We start from the raw sequence: 15468 nt of genomic DNA, 5'->3' as shown, positions 1-15468 counted from the left end.
AAATGCGACAACGCTGAGACAGATTGGCAAAGGCGAACGCGCGCTCATGCCGCAGGGCATGGCGGAATGAGGTGAGAATTCGCTTCAGCAACATGGTTAACGACGCGTTGACTAGTCGGCCATCGCTACCACGAGCTTGTCGGGAAAGGTCAGGGTGAATGCGGCGCCGCCATCGGGGTGATTGGTCGCCGCGATACCGATCCCCAGCGCGTCGGCAAAGCCTTTGGCGATCGCCAGACCCAGTCCGCTGCCGCCATGCCGATCGGTGCCAGCGCCCTGCGCGAAGGTATCGAAAATGGCGGTTTCGGTTCCCGGCTCCAGCCCCGGCCCGCGATCGCGGACGGTCAACAGCAGCGCGCCGGGGGTGCGGCGCCCGACGATGGCGATCGGCCCGGCGTTGCCGCCGTGCTGGACGGCATTGGCGACCAGGTTGAGCAAGATATGATGGAGCAGCCGCTCGTCGGTCCTGACGAACGGCAGGCTGGCGGGAACCTGAAAATCGATATGATGTCCGCGCAGCATGTCTTTCAGATCATGAACGACCCCGGCAACTGCGTCGGTCAGATCGACCGACGCCAGACTGAGATGGATTCCCCCCGCGTCGATCCGCACCAGTTCGATCAGATTGTCGAGGAAGCGGCGCAGGCGCGACACTTCGGCGCGCGCGGTCGGCAGCGAACGGGCGTCCGGATGCTCGGCGCCGATCGCCTCGATCGCCGCGGTTACCCCGGTCAGCGGGGTCCGCAGGTCGTGGCCGATCGACGACAGCAGCGCGGCGCGCAGCCGGTCGCGTTCTTCAAGTACCGACAAGCTGCGCATCTCGTCCTCAAGATACAGGCGCTCATGCGCGAGCGCCGCCTGCCCGATCAGCGTCGACAGCAAGGTCGCCTTGTCGGCGGCGACCGGCGCGCTGTCGTCGTCGCGCGCGATGCCGAGCACGGCGAGAACGCCGAGGCTGGTCTTGAGCGGATGGAATTGCCAGTCGGATGCCAGCAAGGTTCCGGTGCCGCGCCCGGCGGGTTCGCCGCTGCTCCACGCCCATTCGGCCGCCGCCTGATCGATCGGCGAGATTGCCGCTTCGCGCGGGCGCGCGACGATCGGGCTGAGCACATTGTCGGTTTCGGCGAGCATGACGCAGCGTACGCCAAGCAGGCGTGACACTTCATCACAGGTCGCGACCGCGGTTGCCTCGCGGTCCGACGCGCGCGCCAGCATCTGGCCGAACGCCGCGAGCGACGCATTTTCTTCGGCGCTGCGCACCCCGATGCGGGCGCGCGTCCGCAGCCGCCCGGCCAGGTTGCTGGTCACCGCCGCCACCCCGGTCAGCACCAGCATCGTCAGCACGCTTTGTGGGTCGGCGATGGTAAAAGTATGGACCGGGTCGAGGAAAAAGAAATTGAACGCCAGCGCCGCGGCGATGCTGGCGAACAGCCCGGGACGCAGGCCGTAAAGCGTCGCGGTGACAATCACCGGCACCAGATAGAGCAGATCGATCGCGCCGCGTCCGATCAGCGGCTGGGCCAATTTCGCCAGCAGCGTCGTCGCCGCGATCAGCAGCAGCGACGCCGCATAGGCACGGGGCTGCCCCCAGCCGCGCACCCAGCCGCGCCACCAGCTTTCGGCGGTGGCGGTCTGCGGCGATGGAATGACATGCACCGCCAGATCCTGCGTGCCGCGGATCAGACTTTCCACCACCGACCCGTGGCGCAGTTCGAACCACCAGCTGCGCTGCGAGCGGCCGATGATCAGCTGCGTCGCGCGCTGCGCCTCGATCTGGCCGCGCAGCCCGGCAATGACATTTTCCGACGGGATGGTCGCGATCGTTGCGCCGAGCGTTGCGGCGAGCGACAGCGCCGCGGCGATCCGGCGTTTGCTGTCCTCGTCGAAATTCTCGCTGCGCGGGGTTTCGATATGCACCGCGGTCCACGGTGCGTTCAGTCCATCGGCAAGTCGCTTCGCCGTCCGCACCAGCGCATCGACCCCCGGCTGCTCGCTGATCGCGACCAGAATGCGCTCGCCCGCGGCGTAGGTGCCCGCGACGCCGCTGGCGTCCAGATCGTGCAGCATCTGGCGATCGACGCTGAGCGCCGCACGGCGCAGCGCCATTTCGCGCAGTGCCGACAGGTTCGGTTTGGAAAAGAAATGACCGAGCGCGCGTGACGCTTCCTGCGGCACATAGACTTTACCGTCCTTCAACCGGTCGATCAGCTCGTCGGGCGGCAGATCGACGAGTTTGATCTCGGCGCCCTCGAACACGCTGTCGGGCACCGTCTCGCGGACGCGGACGCGGGTGAAGCTGGCGACCACGTCGTTGAGGCTTTCGACATGCTGGATGTTGAGCGTCGTATAGACGTCGATCCCGGCATCGAGCAATTCGGCGACGTCCTGCCAGCGTTTCGGGTGGCGGCTGCCCTCGACATTGGTGTGGGCATATTCGTCGACCAGCGCCAGCGTCGGCGCACGGCGCAGCACCGCATCCAGGTCCATTTCGGTCAGCGTCCGGCCGCGATATTCCACCTCGCGCCGCGCCGCGATTTCCTGCCCAGCCAGCAGCGCCGCCGTCTCGGCGCGGCCATGAGTTTCGACCACCGCCACGACAACATCGACCCCGTCGCGCTTCAGCGCCGCGCCCTCCATCAGCATCGCATAGGTCTTGCCGACCCCTGGCGCGGCGCCGAGAAAAATCTTGAGCTCGCCGCGATCCTCGCGCCGCGCCTGGCGCAGCAACGCGTCGGGCGACGGTCGTTTTTCCGGGGACGCGGGCGATGGCATGGACGGGGCTTAGCCGAAGGCGAGCACCAGCGCCAAGCGTCGGCGGTCCCGACTTTATGGAAACTTTACGCCGATCCGCGGATTCGCCCGCGAAACTTTACGGCGAAGGGGCGTAGCGGCGCCCACATCCTGTCGGATTCCCCGCAACATTCGCCGCGGGGCCGACTTTGCCGGAGACTGAAACCATGTCCGATATTTTGTGGCTCGGCCTGATCGCGCTGCTGTTCGCGGCGACGCTCGGTTACGCGCGCCTTTGCGACGGCGCGTAAGCGATGAGCACCTCGCTGATCCTCGCCGGCGTCACCGCCGCCGCCCTCCTCATCTATCTGCTCGCCGTCCTGCTGCGGCCCGAGCGTTTCTGATCGGAACCTGACATGACCGTCGTCGGCTGGAGCCTGATCCTCCTCTTCGTCGCCATCACCCTCGCGCTCGCCAAGCCGATGGGGATGTGGCTGTTCGCACTCTATGAAGGGCGCGCCACCCCGCTGCACCGTGTGTTCGGCCCGGTCGAGCGCGGTTTCTATCGCCTTGCCGGGATCGACCCCAATGAGGAACAAGGCTGGCGGCGTTATGCGCTGCACATGCTGTTGTTCAACGTCGTGCTGCTGTTGTTCACCTATGCGATCCTGCGGCTGCAAGGCGTGCTGCCGGGCAATCCGCAAGGCTTCGGCGCGGTCGGCGCCGACGGTGCGTTCAACACCGCGATCAGCTTTACCACCAACACCAACTGGCAATGGTATTCGGGCGAGACGACGCTGTCGAACCTGTCGCAAATGCTGGGCCTGACCATCCACAACTTTCTGTCGGCCGCCACCGGCATTTCGATCGCTTTCGCGCTGTTTCGCGGCTTTGCGCGGCGCGAGATGAAGACGATCGGCAATTTCTGGGCCGATACAACGCGCGTCACCCTGTATCTGCTGCTGCCAATCTGCATCATTTATGCGATCTTCCTGATCGCGAGCGGGGTGCCGCAGACACTGGCGGGGTCAATCGACGCGACGACATTGGAGGGCGCCCGCCAGACGATCTCGCTCGGCCCGGTGGCGAGCCAGGAAGCCATCAAGATGCTCGGCACCAATGGTGGCGGCTTCTTCAACGCCAACAGCGCGCATCCGTTCGAGAACCCGACTGCGATCACCAACCTGGTCCAGATGCTGTCGATCTTTGCGATCGGCGTCGGCCTGACTTGGTGTTTCGGCAAGGCGGTGGGCGACACGCGTCAGGGCTGGGCGATCCTGACTGCGATGGGCGTGCTGTTCCTCGCGGGGGTTACCGTCACTTATTGGCAGGAAGCTGCGGGCAACCCGGTGCTCCACCAGTTGGGGGTCGCTGGCGGAAATATGGAGGGCAAGGAGGTGCGCTTCGGCATCGTCGCCTCCGCCTTGTTCGCGGTCATCACTACCGCCGCGTCGTGCGGCGCGGTCAATGCGATGCACGACAGTTTCACCGCGCTGGGCGGCATGATCCCGCTGTTCAACATGCAGCTCGGCGAAATCGTCGTCGGCGGCGTCGGCGCGGGCATTTATGGCTTCCTGCTGTTCGCCATCCTCGCGGTGTTCGTCGCCGGATTGATGGTCGGGCGCACCCCCGAATATGTCGGCAAGAAAATCGAGGCGCGCGAGGTCAAGCTCGCAGTGCTCGCGATCGCGATCCTGCCGCTCGTCATCCTGGGGTTCACCGCGATCGCCAGCGTGCTGCCCGCGGGCCTCGCCGGACCGCTCAACAAGGGACCGCACGGCTTTTCGGAGATCCTTTACGCCTTCACCTCCGGCGCCGGAAACAACGGTTCGGCCTTTGCCGGGCTGACCGCAGGCACGCCCTTCTACAACGGGATGCTGGGCGTCGCGATGTGGCTCGGGCGTTTCTTCGTGATCATCCCCGCGCTCGCCATCGCCGGCAGCCTGGCCGCCAAACGGCATATCCCGGCGACCAGCGGCTCGTTCCCCACCACCGGTGGGCTGTGGGTCGGGCTGCTCGTCGGGGTCATCCTGATACTTGGCGGCCTTACCTTCCTGCCCAGCCTCGCACTTGGTCCCATCGCCGATCACCTCGCGGTGACCAGCGGCCAGCTTTTCTGACGGATATACAGCCATGAACGCTCCCACTTCGATGTTCAGCGCCGCCCTTGTCGTGCCCGCGATGCGCGACGCCGTGCGCAAGCTCGACCCACGCCAGCTGGTCCGCAACCCGGTGATGTTCGTCACGGCCGCCGTCGCGATGTTGCTCACTGTGCTGCTCGTGATCGGCGAACCCGGTCTGCCGCTCGGTTTCGAAATTCAGCTCGTTGTCTGGCTGTGGCTCACGGTGCTTTTCGGCACGTTCGCAGAGGCGCTTGCCGAAGGCCGCGGCCGCGCCCAGGCGGCGTCGCTGCGCGCCACCAAAGCCGAACTGCGCGCCAAGCTGATGCTCGGCGTCGGCGATACTTACGAGATCGTCGCCGCCAGCCAACTCGAAAAGGGCGAGATCGTCCTCGTCGAGACGGGCGACCTGATCCCCGCCGACGGCGAAGTGATCGAGGGCGTCGCATCGGTCAACGAAGCCGCGATCACCGGCGAAAGCGCGCCGGTGATCCGCGAGGCGGGCGGCGACCGCAGCGCGGTCACCGCGGGCACAAGGGTGATTTCGGATCGCATCAAGGTGCAGGTCACCGCCGAACCCGGTCAGGGCTTCCTCGACCGCATGATCGCGTTGGTCGAAGGCGCCGAACGCCGCAAGACGCCGAACGAGATCGCGCTGACCATCCTGCTCGTCGGGCTGACGATCATCTTCCTGATCGCCGTCTCGACGATCCCGGGCTTTGCTTCTTATGCCGGTGGATCGGTGCCGGTGGTGCTGCTCGCCGCGCTGCTAATTACCCTGATCCCGACCACCATCGCGGCCTTGCTGTCAGCGATCGGCATCGCGGGCATGGACCGCCTGGTGCGCTTCAATGTGCTCGCCAAATCAGGCCGAGCGGTCGAGGCGGCGGGCGACGTCGATGTGCTGTTGCTCGACAAGACCGGCACGATCACCATCGGTGACCGTCAGGCGAGCGAGTTCCGCCCGCTCACCGGGATCGAGATCGACCGGCTGGCCGAAGCGGCACTGCTTTCGAGCCTGGCCGACGAAACCCCTGAGGGGCGCTCGGTCGTCGCCTTGGCGCGCGAACGCTATGCGATCCGCGTCGAAACGCTGCCCGCGGGGTCGGAGATCATTCCCTTCACCGCGCAGACCCGTCTGTCGGGGGTCGTCGTCGCCGGGGTGACAATCCAGAAAGGCGCGGTGGACTCCGTGCTCAAAGCGCATCCGCAGGGCGAAAATGCCGCCGCGGTCGAACTGCGCAAGATCACAGAAGAAATCGCCCGCTCGGGTGGTACGCCGCTTGCGGTCGTCAAGGACGGCCAGTTGCTGGGCGCCATCCACCTGAAAGACGTGGTCAAGGCGGGGGTGCGCGAACGCTTTGGCGAGCTGCGCAAGATGGGCATCCGCACCGTGATGATCACCGGCGACAACCCGCTGACCGCCGCGGCGATCGCCGCCGAGGCCGGGGTCGACGATTTCCTGGCGCAGGCGACGCCCGAGGACAAGCTGGCGCTGATCCGCCGCGAACAGGCCGAGGGCCGTCTGGTCGCCATGTGCGGCGACGGCACCAACGACGCCCCTGCCCTGGCGCAGGCCGACGTCGGCGTCGCGATGAACACCGGGACGCAGGCGGCGCGCGAGGCGGGCAATATGGTCGATCTCGACAGCGATCCGACCAAGTTGATCGAGGTCGTCGGGCTGGGCAAACAATTGCTCATGACGCGCGGCGCGCTCACGACCTTCTCGGTCGCCAATGACGTCGCCAAATATTTTGCGATCATCCCGGCGATCTTCGTCGTCCTCTACCCGCAGCTCGGGGTGCTCAACGTGATGGGGCTGGCGACGCCCGAAAGTGCGGTGCTGTCGGCGATCATCTTCAACGCGCTGATCATCCCCTGCCTCGTCCCGCTCGCGCTGAAAGGCGTGCGCTATCGCCCGATGCCCGCAGGCCAGCTGCTCGGGCGCAACCTGTCGGTGTTCGGTCTCGGCGGCCTGATCGCGCCGTTCGTCGGCATCAAACTGATCGACCTCGCCGTGTCCGGCCTCCACCTCGCTTAAGGACAAATCCATGTTCAACGACCTCAAATCCGCCGTCCGCCCCGCACTGGTACTGACCCTGCTGTTCGCCGCGCTGCTCGGCATCGCCTATCCGCTGGCGCTGGCCGGGATCGGCCAGACCTTGTTCCCGGCGCAGGCAAACGGCAGCCTGATCCGCGACGGCGACACCGTCGTCGGGTCCGAACTGATCGGCCAGAAATTCGCCGGGCCGACCTATTTTCATGGCCGCCCCTCCGCCGCGGGCGCCGACGGCTATGATGCCGCCGCGTCGGCCGGATCGAACCTCGGCCCGGCGGCGCAGGCGCTGACCGACCGGGTCAAGGCCGACGTTGCCACCCTTTCCGAAACGACACCGGGCCCCAATGTCCCGCCTGACCTGGTGACGACCTCTGCCTCGGGGCTTGACCCCCATATCAGCCCCGAGGCGGCCTTTTCGCAGGTGCGCCGCGTTGCTGACGCCCGCGGCCTGCCCACCGCGCAGGTCCGCGCGCTGGTCGCAACTGCGGTCGAAGACCCGGCGCTGGTTTTCCTCGGCGAGCCGCGGGTCAATGTCCTGCTGCTCAATCGCGCCCTCGACCGCGCCCGCCCGCGAAGCTAAGACGGTGCGATGCCGGGGCCCGCGAAAATCCTGATCGTCGAGGACGACACGCATATCCGGCGGCTGCTGCGCGCGACGATCCAGCGGGCCGGTCATGATGTTGCCGAAGCGCCCGACGCCCGCGCGGCGCTGGCGCTGCTCGACATCGAAAAGCCCGACGTCGTGCTGCTCGACCTTGGCCTGCCCGACCGCGACGGGTTGGAGCTGATTGGTCCGATCCGCCAGCGGTCGGCGGCGACGATCATCGTCGTATCGGCCCGCGACGACAGCGCCGAAAAAGTCGCGGCGCTGGACCTGGGCGCCGACGATTATCTGACCAAGCCGTTCGACACCGACGAGTTGCTGGCGCGGATCCGCGCGACGCTGCGCCATCAGCGGGCCAGCGCGGCGGGTGAAGCGGTGTCGGTGATCGACGTCGGCGACCTGCGGATCGATCTCGACCATCGCCGCGTCGCGCGCGGCGGCGACGAGGTGCATCTGACCCCCAAGGAATATGCTATTCTCGCCGAGCTTGCCCAGCGCCCCGACCGCGTACTCAGCCACGCCCAATTGCTCAAGGCGGTGTGGGGTCCAGCGCATGTTGAACGCGTCGAATATCTGCGGATCGCGGTGCGCGGTCTGCGTCAGAAGCTCGAGGCCGATCCGGCGCGCCCGCGGCTGATCGTCAATGAACTCGCGGTCGGTTACCGGCTGTCGCTGCGCGGCGCCCGGCCCGACTGATCAGCGCGCCCGCTGCGCCGCCAATATCCGCAGGACGTTACCGCTCCACATCTTTTCAAGGTCGGGGTCCGAATAGCCCGCCGCCTTCAGCCGCTCGGTGACCTTGGGCAGCGCCGAAATATCCTCGATCCCGGCGAGCCCGCCGCCGCCGTCCCAGTCGGCGCCGAAACAGATATGGTCAGGCCCGGCGACCTCGATCGCGCGCAGCACCATCGCCATATATTGCTCGAAATCGGCGGCCCACAGCGGTTCTGTCTTGTCGAGCTCGCGCCATTTGCGGTTGAGCTCGGCCTGCTGCGCAGGAGAGAGCGTGCCGATACGCTCATATTGCCCGAACAACTCGCCGCGTGCCGGGGTCATGTTCATATCCGACATGAAGATCGTCGAAATGCACATCGCCCCGCCCTTCGCCGCCAGCGCTTTCAGCCGCGCTTCGTCGAGATTACGCGGATGGTCGTTGGTCGAGCGCAGGCTCGAGTGCGAAAGGATGATCGGATATTTCGACAACGCCAGCATCTGGTCGAATGCGGCGTCGGACGAATGGCTGGCATCGATGACAATGCCCAGCCGGTTCATTTCGGCCACCCATTTTTTCCCCAACTGGCTGAGGCCTTGCCAGCGCGCTTCGCCAGTCGCGCTGTCGGCGAACTGGTTGGTCTTCGAATGCACCGGCCCCGCCATGCGGACGCCCTTTTGATGGAACTCGGCGAGCAGCGCGACGTCTTCGCCCAGCGGATAGCTGTTTTCCATCGACTTATACGCGATCAGCTTGCCCGCCTTGGTCAGTGTCCGCGCATCGGCGGCGGCGCGCGCCGCACCGATTGCGTCACCATGCTTGGCGATGGTGGCATCGATCAGGTCCGACCGCGCTCGCGCAAACGCCAGCGCGTCCGCATAACCTTTGGCATCGAGCGCCCCCTGTTCGGTGTAGATGACGAAGAAGCCGCCATCGAGGTTGCCGTCCTTCATCCGCGGAATGTCGAGCTGGACCATGTCATCGGTCAGCCCATGGCGGTCGGCGAAGCTCCACCCCTGCCGCTCGAAATGCAGCGGGGTGTCGAGGTGGGTGTCGAGCACGAGCATCCGGCTGTGCAGCGGCGCCTCGGGCGCCTTCACCGCCTGCTCGCCCGTCGAGCACGCCGATAGCGCGGTGACGGCCAGCAGGATCGTCAGGTGCTTCACTGCTTGTCCTCCACCGGCTTCAGGTCGAGGTCGTGATAGTCCCAGCTGAAATCGGCAATCTTGCTCACCGCCTTCATCGTCACCCCGGCGATCTTGCCCTCGGCATCAAGCGCGAAGGTCACATAGGCCGGTTCGATCGCCGGGTCGTCGAAATCGGTGATGAAGCTGTCATATTGCCAATGTTTGAGCCGTCCCGCCATCCGCGGCGTCGAAGTAAAGTCGATCGTCAGTCCGCTCGCCCCCGACCCGATCACCACATCGCCATACCAGGGATCGCGGTAGCGCCCGGCATAGCCCGTCAGCGAAAGCGAGGGACCGCTCTTCGCTGGCGATGCCTGCGTCTGTTTCAGATACGCGACCCCGCCCGCAAGCCGCGATTGATACCAATCCTCCCATTTGGTGATCCACCCATAGTCGGGTTGATCGAGATAGTGGTCGAGCAGGTCGTAATAGAGGCCGAGGAGCATGCCGCTGTCTTCGCTGTTCATCATGATCGCAAAGCCGACATTCTTGTCGGGGATCATCACGACGCGGGTGATCGATCCGAACACGCCGCCGCTATGCTGGACGATGCGGTGGCCGCGATAATCCTGCACCTGCCAGCCCAAGGCATAGGCCTGCTGGTTCGGCTGCGCGGGTTTCAGGCTGTCGGGCAGCAGGGTGATCGGCATCGGCGTGACCGGCGCCCACATCTCCCTGGCCTGTGCTTCGCTGAACAGCCGCTTGCCATTCGGCAGCGCGCCATAGGCCAGCTGGATCTTGAGCCAAGCCGCCATGTCGTCGGCGCTGAGCGCCAGTCCGCCCGCGGGCGCACCGTTGCGGCCCAACTCGTCGCGTTCGTTCAGCGCCTGTTGCGGGCCGAGACCACGTAGCGCGCCGGACAGCCGCGCGTGCGGCCATGACCGGTTAGGAATCCGGAAACGGTCCTCGCTGTCGGTCGTCCCGTCCTTCATCCCGCCGGGGCGCAGGAGGCGGTCGCGCATGAACACTTCCCACGTCTTGCCTGTGACCTCCTCGATCAACTGGCCAGCCACCGCGTAGAGGATATTGTCATAGGCATAAGCCGAGCGGAAACTGGTCTTCGGCTTGAGGTAAGCGACACGCTCGACGGTTTGCCTGCGCGTCAAATGGGTGCGCGGCACGAACATCAGATCGCCCTGCCCCAGCCCCAGCCCGCTGCGGTGGACCAGCAGGTCGCGGATGGTGATCTCGCGCGTGACCCACGCATCGTGCATGCGGAACCACGGCATATGCTTGATGACCGGGTCATCCCAACCGATCTTGCCCTCATCGACAAGGATCGCGAGCGCCGCCGCGGTCATCGCCTTGCCGGTCGATCCGGTCTGGAACAGCGTTTGTTTATCGACCGGCGCGCGTTCGCCTAGCTTGCGGACGCCCCAGCCGCGCGACAGCGTCGTCTGGCCATTCTCGACGATCGCGATCGATACGCCGGGCGCGCCGATCTTCTGGCGCAAGGTTTCGACCGTTTCCACGATGTCCTTCGGCGGTTCGGCCCAGGCGGGCGCCGCAACCGACAGCATCAATGACAGAGCAAGCAGGCGGACGGCTTTCATGGGACGGTCTCCATTCGAACGGGAGCGGGGCGCAGCAGGCGCCAGAGGCCGATGGTAAGCAGCGGCGCGACAAAGACGATCAGGAACAGCCAGGCGAGGAAGCGGTAGCCGCTGGCGATCAAATCGACGAGGCCGATGCGCGCCGCAACGAACATGCACCCGACCAAAATGACACCGCCGATCGCGGCGCGCGCGCTCGTGCCGAGCGGCGGGCGGCCGCGCGCCTCGACGACCCCCGACACCCGCTCGTTGATCGCATGGATCGCGCCGACTCCGCTTTCGAGCAGCGCGGCAAAGATCATCAGCTGGAACAGGATATGGAACCCCGGCACCGCCATCTGGCGGAGCAGGAAATCGGACGGCAAGGTCTCCGTCCCGATCGCGGGGTAAAATGCCATCATTGCGACAAAGAACAGAATCGCGGGGAGCATCGTCAGCGGCCCGGCGATGATCCCCGCGACCACCGCGTCGCGCTGGCTGGTCAGGTGGCGCAGCACCGGCAGGATGATCACCGCGCCAACGATGTTGTAGCTCGCATAGGTTAGCCCGCCCGCAACCCAATTGCCCGACGGCGGCGGCGCATTGGCAAAACCCTCGGAGATCAGGCCGCCGAAGCTGGTCAAAGCGAAGATCAGGAACAGCGCATAAACCGCATAGATCAGCATCGAGGCATATTTGAACAGCGTCTCGACGGTGTCGGTTCCGAAGGCGGTGAAGGCCACTATGCTGACGGCCAGCAATATGGAACCGGCAAGGTCAGGCCAGCCAAAGGTCGCGGCGCCGATCGCGCCGGCCGCGGCGCCGAACACGGCAAGGATCAGGATAACAAAAATCAGATAGGCCAGCTCGAACGCGACCCAGCCCGGTCCAAGCAGTCCCTGAAAAAAGGCGCGATAATCATAGGCGCCCATCTTGCGCGCCAGCGCAAAAGTGACCGCGGCGACGACGCTCCAGATCAAGGTCGCGAGCAGCATTGCCGACAGCCCGCCCCACGGCCCCGCCGGCACAAAATATTCGGCGAGTTCGCGCCCGGTGGCATAGCCGCCGCCGATGATCACCGCTTTCAGTGCCAGTCCGGGCAGCAGGAAGCGCTGGAACCAGCTAGAATTGGACGGCATCGGTTAATTCCTCGCTTGCGTCCCTGCGAAGGCAGGGGCCCATCACCTGCTCCATCATTCTCAACAGCCGCTCGCCGGATTTCGCAAAGGCCGGAGATGGGCCCCTGCCTTCGCAGGGGCACAAAAACGGGCCGTCATGCGAGAACGTTTTCGACAAGCGCGTCGAAGGAGGCACCGCCGCGGATCGGGTCCGCGACTGGCAGACCGAGCCGCGCCCGCTCCGCCGCCATGAGCGCTTCGGCGGCGTCGGCGTCATAACTCGATGTATTGAGGCTGACCCCGCCGCAGCGGATCGCCGGATTGGTCCGGCTGCCTAGGCGGATCGTCAGATCGATGACCTCCTCGATCGACGGCAGCGCAAAACTCTCCATGCCCAGGATCACCTTGCGCGTCGGATCGTGACACACGACAAACACGTCGGGCTGGCTACCGTGGAGCAGCCCAAGCGACACCGCGGCATAGGCCGGGTTGAAGATCGAGCCCTGACCCTCGATCAGATCCCAATGGGATTCTGGCGCGTCGGGGCTCAAAATCTCCGCCGCCCCCGCTTCGAAATCCGACACCACCGCGTCCATCGGCATCCCGCCGCCGGCGATCATGATGCCGGTCTGGCCGGTCGCGCGAAAATCGGCATCGATGCCGCGTTGGACAAAGGCGCGGTGCAGCGCGAGCGCGGTATATTTCTTGCCGAGCGCGCAGTCGGTGCCGACCGTCAGTAACCTTTTGCCGCTGCGTTTGCGCCCGTTGCCGATCGGGATCGACGGCGGCGGCGTCCGCACATCGATCAACCGCTGCCCGGTGCGCTTTGCCGCCTCGGCCAGCGCGGGCAGGCTCGCCAGCCGGACGTGCAGCCCGCTGACGATGTCGAGCCCCGCCTCCATCGCTTCGACCAGCGCCGCGATCCAGCTGTCGCCGATCACACCGCCCTGGTTGGCGACCCCGATCACCAGCGACCGCGCCCCCGCCGCCCGCGCCTCGGCGGGCGACATCGGCGGCAGGCCGGTGGTGACGGTGCAGCCACCGATCGCAAGCTCACCGACGCAGCGATCGGCCGCCCAATCGGCCAGACCAAAGGCGGTCTTGGCATAGCCCGCCTCGGTCGTATCGCCGAGGAACAGCAGATAGGGTTGCGGCAGGGTCAGGCTGCTTTCCAGCCTGCCGGTGGGCGCGTTCATCGTGGCCAACTCCAATCCGCTCAAAAAGCCATGTCGAGCGCGACGCCGACGGTCCGCGGCTGAAGCGGCGAAATGCCAAGGAAGCTGGGCTGGTTGAGCCCATTGGCAAAAGTCGAGCGCGCCATTTCCCCCTGATTGTCGAGCAGATTGCGAGCATAAGCGCGCAATGTCCAATGGTCATTGAAGGTGATCGACGCGTTGAGATCAACAGACGTATAGGGCTTGGCCGTGGCGACCAGCGGATCGCTTTCGACCAGCGACAGCCGGTTGCTGGCGTGGCGAATGCCGGCGCCAAAACTGCCCTTGTTGCCGCCGCCCAGTTCGAATTCATAATCGGCGCGCAGCGCGCCGCTGAATTTCGGTACCGCGGGCAAACGGTCTCCCTTGACGCCGCTGATGTCGGGCACGTCTTCACTCAGCACCGCGTCGGTATAGCTGCCCGTCGCGCTGATCGTCAGGCCGGGGGTCGGACGCAGCGCGAGGCTGCCCTCGATCCCCTTGCTGCGCGCCTTGCCGCCGTTCGCCCCGCCCGACACGCCGCCGAACGAGCGCACGACCTGGATGTCGGTCCAGTCCATCAGGAAGATCGCGACATCGACCGAAACCATGCGATCGGCGAAGTCGGCTTTCAGCCCTACCTCATAGTTTTTCATCCGGTCGGCATCGACCGTCGGCGGGACATTGGGGACGATGACATTTGGTCCGCCGGGGCGATAGCCGGTCGCGAGGCGCGCATAGAGCATCGCGTCCTCGTTGATGTGGAATTGCGGACTGATCGAGTAAGTGAACACGCTTTCGGCTGATTTGCCGGGGTCGTCGGCTTGCGGCACGATGGCGCCCGAACTGATCTGGCGGAAGGTCTGTTTGTTGCGCGCCCAACGCAACCCGCCGGTGATTTCAAACTGATCGCTGAGCTTGAAGGTGCCGTTGCCGAAGATCGCATATTCCTTGTACGTCGCGGGCAGCCCGACGATCGCGAGCGGATCGAGCCCCGCGATCGGATTGCCTGCCATATCGAACGAACGGACAAGCTGCGAATTGCTCGTCGTCTCGTCGGTGAAGAAACCGCCGATCAGCCATTCGAAACGTCCGCCACTGGGCGAAGCAAGCCGCACTTCCTGCGTCCATTTCTTCAGGCCGAGATCGAGCAGGAACGGCGTGATCCCCGGCGGCACCGCGCCGCCGGTGAGCAGCGGGAAGAGCACGCCAAAGGCATAGCTCGCATCCTGTACCTGCGCGCTCTTCGTCTTGCTGTAGGTCGTCGCCGACGTCAGCGTGGCCGAGCCGAAATCATAGTCGAGCGTCGCCGAATAATAGTCGAGATCGACGTCGAAAGATTCGGGAACAAAATTGTTGTACGAACGCCCGTCGCCAAGCCGGACGCCAGTCAGGTCGGCGGCATAGAGCGCGTTGCCCTCTGAATCGAGCGACTGCCAGATTCCGGCCAGCTTCACGCTGAACTCGGGCGTCGGAGTCCACAGCAGCGCCGCACGGCCGCCGCGCTGTTCATAATCATTCTGATCCTTCAGCGCGGCATTATTGACGCTGTCGACCCAGCCCGGCGTGCTGCGCCAGGCAAAGCTGCCGCTGACCGCAAGCCGGTCCTGGATCAGCGGCACATTGACCATGACCTGCGCCCCCCAGCCCAAACCGTCGCCGCCTTTGATCGCAAAGCCCTCGACCCCCGCCTTGACGCTGAACGCATTGGTGTTCGGCTGGACGGTGACATATTTCACCAATCCGCCGATCGAGCTGGCGCCATAAAGCGTGCCCTGGGGTCCTTTTAGCACCTCGATCCGTTCCAGATCATAGGGCATCAGGTCGATCGTGAACGCGCCCGCGCGGTTGTAGATCGCGCTCGATCCAACCGGCGCATCGTCGAGATAGATGCCGACGGTCTGGCTCGCGTTTAGCGGGGCGACACCGCGCAACGTGATCGTCGTCTGACCGGGCGTGCCGCCGTTGCTGACATTCATGCCGGGGACGTAACCCGCATAATCGACCAGCGATGCCGAGCCCTGTTGCTGAAGCTCTTCGCCATTCACCACGGCGATCGAAATCGGCACGTCCTGAACATTCTGGACGCGCTTTTGCGCGGTGACGACGATTTCGCCTGCGGCCTCGACCGCCCCCGGTTCCTGCGCCTGCGCCGGAGCAGCAGCCAAAAGTGCGATCATGCTCGCGGCGATATAAAGTCCCTGTTTCATTGT

Annotated in this window: 11 protein-coding genes; 5 read left to right on the top strand and 6 right to left on the bottom strand. The window is 65.4% G+C overall.

The genetic code is table 11. From position 1 onward, the window contains the following. Window positions 1–111: 111 nt before the first annotated feature. The gene (locus J2X44_RS08615; RefSeq protein WP_310089098.1) at window positions 112–2772 is read right to left on the bottom strand and encodes a sensor histidine kinase KdpD; all 2661 of its coding nucleotides are present in this window, start codon (window positions 2770–2772) and stop codon (window positions 112–114) included. A gap of 272 nt (window positions 2773–3044) precedes the next feature. On the opposite strand from J2X44_RS08615, the gene kdpF reads away from it, so the two are divergent. Genes kdpF through J2X44_RS08590 form a run of 5 tightly spaced genes read left to right on the top strand, consistent with a single transcriptional unit; the run spans window position 3045 to window position 8209 of the window. Further along, window positions 3045–3134: a K(+)-transporting ATPase subunit F gene (gene kdpF / locus J2X44_RS08610; protein WP_310089097.1), complete on the top strand. Its 90-nt coding sequence runs from the start codon at window positions 3045–3047 to the stop codon at window positions 3132–3134. Window positions 3135–3146: 12 nt separating this feature from the next. Further along, entirely contained in the window at window positions 3147–4850 is a 1704-nt protein-coding gene (kdpA, locus tag J2X44_RS08605) for a potassium-transporting ATPase subunit KdpA (protein WP_310089096.1), read from the top strand. A gap of 13 nt (window positions 4851–4863) precedes the next feature. Beyond that, complete coding sequence (kdpB, locus tag J2X44_RS08600) at window positions 4864–6891, top strand: potassium-transporting ATPase subunit KdpB (protein WP_310089095.1); 2028 nt, start codon at window positions 4864–4866, stop codon at window positions 6889–6891. A gap of 10 nt (window positions 6892–6901) precedes the next feature. Next, window positions 6902–7489, top strand: a complete 588-nt coding sequence (gene kdpC, locus J2X44_RS08595) for a potassium-transporting ATPase subunit KdpC (RefSeq protein ID WP_310089094.1) — start codon at window positions 6902–6904, stop codon at window positions 7487–7489. A gap of 9 nt (window positions 7490–7498) precedes the next feature. Beyond that, complete coding sequence (locus J2X44_RS08590) at window positions 7499–8209, top strand: response regulator (RefSeq protein WP_310089093.1); 711 nt, start codon at window positions 7499–7501, stop codon at window positions 8207–8209. On the opposite strand, the gene J2X44_RS08585 is transcribed toward J2X44_RS08590, so the two are convergent. From J2X44_RS08585 to J2X44_RS08565, 5 genes are all read right to left on the bottom strand, one after another. Then, complete coding sequence (locus tag J2X44_RS08585) at window positions 8210–9391, bottom strand: dipeptidase (RefSeq protein WP_310089092.1); 1182 nt, start codon at window positions 9389–9391, stop codon at window positions 8210–8212. Further along, on the bottom strand, window positions 9388–10965 hold the full coding sequence (locus J2X44_RS08580) for a serine hydrolase (protein ID WP_310089091.1): 1578 nt from the start codon (window positions 10963–10965) through the stop codon (window positions 9388–9390). Before J2X44_RS08580 ends, J2X44_RS08585 begins: the two co-directional genes overlap by 4 nt. Further along, entirely contained in the window at window positions 10962–12083 is a 1122-nt protein-coding gene (locus tag J2X44_RS08575; protein WP_310089090.1) for a hypothetical protein, read from the bottom strand. Before J2X44_RS08575 ends, J2X44_RS08580 begins: the two co-directional genes overlap by 4 nt. Before the next feature lie 134 nt (window positions 12084–12217). Beyond that, window positions 12218–13258 carry a DUF1611 domain-containing protein gene (locus J2X44_RS08570; protein ID WP_310089088.1) on the bottom strand — a complete coding sequence of 347 codons (1041 nt, stop codon included), beginning with the start codon at window positions 13256–13258 and terminating at the stop codon, window positions 12218–12220. 20 nt (window positions 13259–13278) lie between these two features. Continuing rightward, window positions 13279–15465, bottom strand: a complete 2187-nt coding sequence (locus J2X44_RS08565; RefSeq protein WP_310089087.1) for a TonB-dependent receptor — start codon at window positions 15463–15465, stop codon at window positions 13279–13281. Window positions 15466–15468: the final 3 nt, after the last annotated feature.

The organism is Sphingopyxis sp. BE259, from assembly GCF_031457495.1.
Taxonomy (GTDB): Bacteria; Pseudomonadota; Alphaproteobacteria; order Sphingomonadales; family Sphingomonadaceae; genus Sphingopyxis.
Note: the sequence above shows the minus strand (reverse complement) of the source record. Positions and strands in the feature narration are given on the sequence as shown.

What these genes read in the sequence shown, in the direction of transcription:
- J2X44_RS08590 (WP_310089093.1), top strand. Translation starts at nt 7,499, where the DNA reads ATGCCGGGGCCCGCGAAAATCCTGATCGTCGAGGACGACACGCATATC.
- kdpA (WP_310089096.1), top strand. Translation starts at nt 3,147, where the DNA reads ATGACCGTCGTCGGCTGGAGCCTGATCCTCCTCTTCGTCGCCATCACC.
- J2X44_RS08615 (WP_310089098.1), bottom strand. Translation starts at nt 2,772, where the DNA reads ATGCCATCGCCCGCGTCCCCGGAAAAACGACCGTCGCCCGACGCGTTG.
- kdpF (WP_310089097.1), top strand. Translation starts at nt 3,045, where the DNA reads ATGAGCACCTCGCTGATCCTCGCCGGCGTCACCGCCGCCGCCCTCCTC.
- J2X44_RS08580 (WP_310089091.1), bottom strand. Translation starts at nt 10,965, where the DNA reads ATGAAAGCCGTCCGCCTGCTTGCTCTGTCATTGATGCTGTCGGTTGCG.
- kdpC (WP_310089094.1), top strand. Translation starts at nt 6,902, where the DNA reads ATGTTCAACGACCTCAAATCCGCCGTCCGCCCCGCACTGGTACTGACC.
- kdpB (WP_310089095.1), top strand. Translation starts at nt 4,864, where the DNA reads ATGAACGCTCCCACTTCGATGTTCAGCGCCGCCCTTGTCGTGCCCGCG.
- J2X44_RS08570 (WP_310089088.1), bottom strand. Translation starts at nt 13,258, where the DNA reads ATGAACGCGCCCACCGGCAGGCTGGAAAGCAGCCTGACCCTGCCGCAA.
- J2X44_RS08575 (WP_310089090.1), bottom strand. Translation starts at nt 12,083, where the DNA reads ATGCCGTCCAATTCTAGCTGGTTCCAGCGCTTCCTGCTGCCCGGACTG.
- J2X44_RS08565 (WP_310089087.1), bottom strand. Translation starts at nt 15,465, where the DNA reads ATGAAACAGGGACTTTATATCGCCGCGAGCATGATCGCACTTTTGGCT.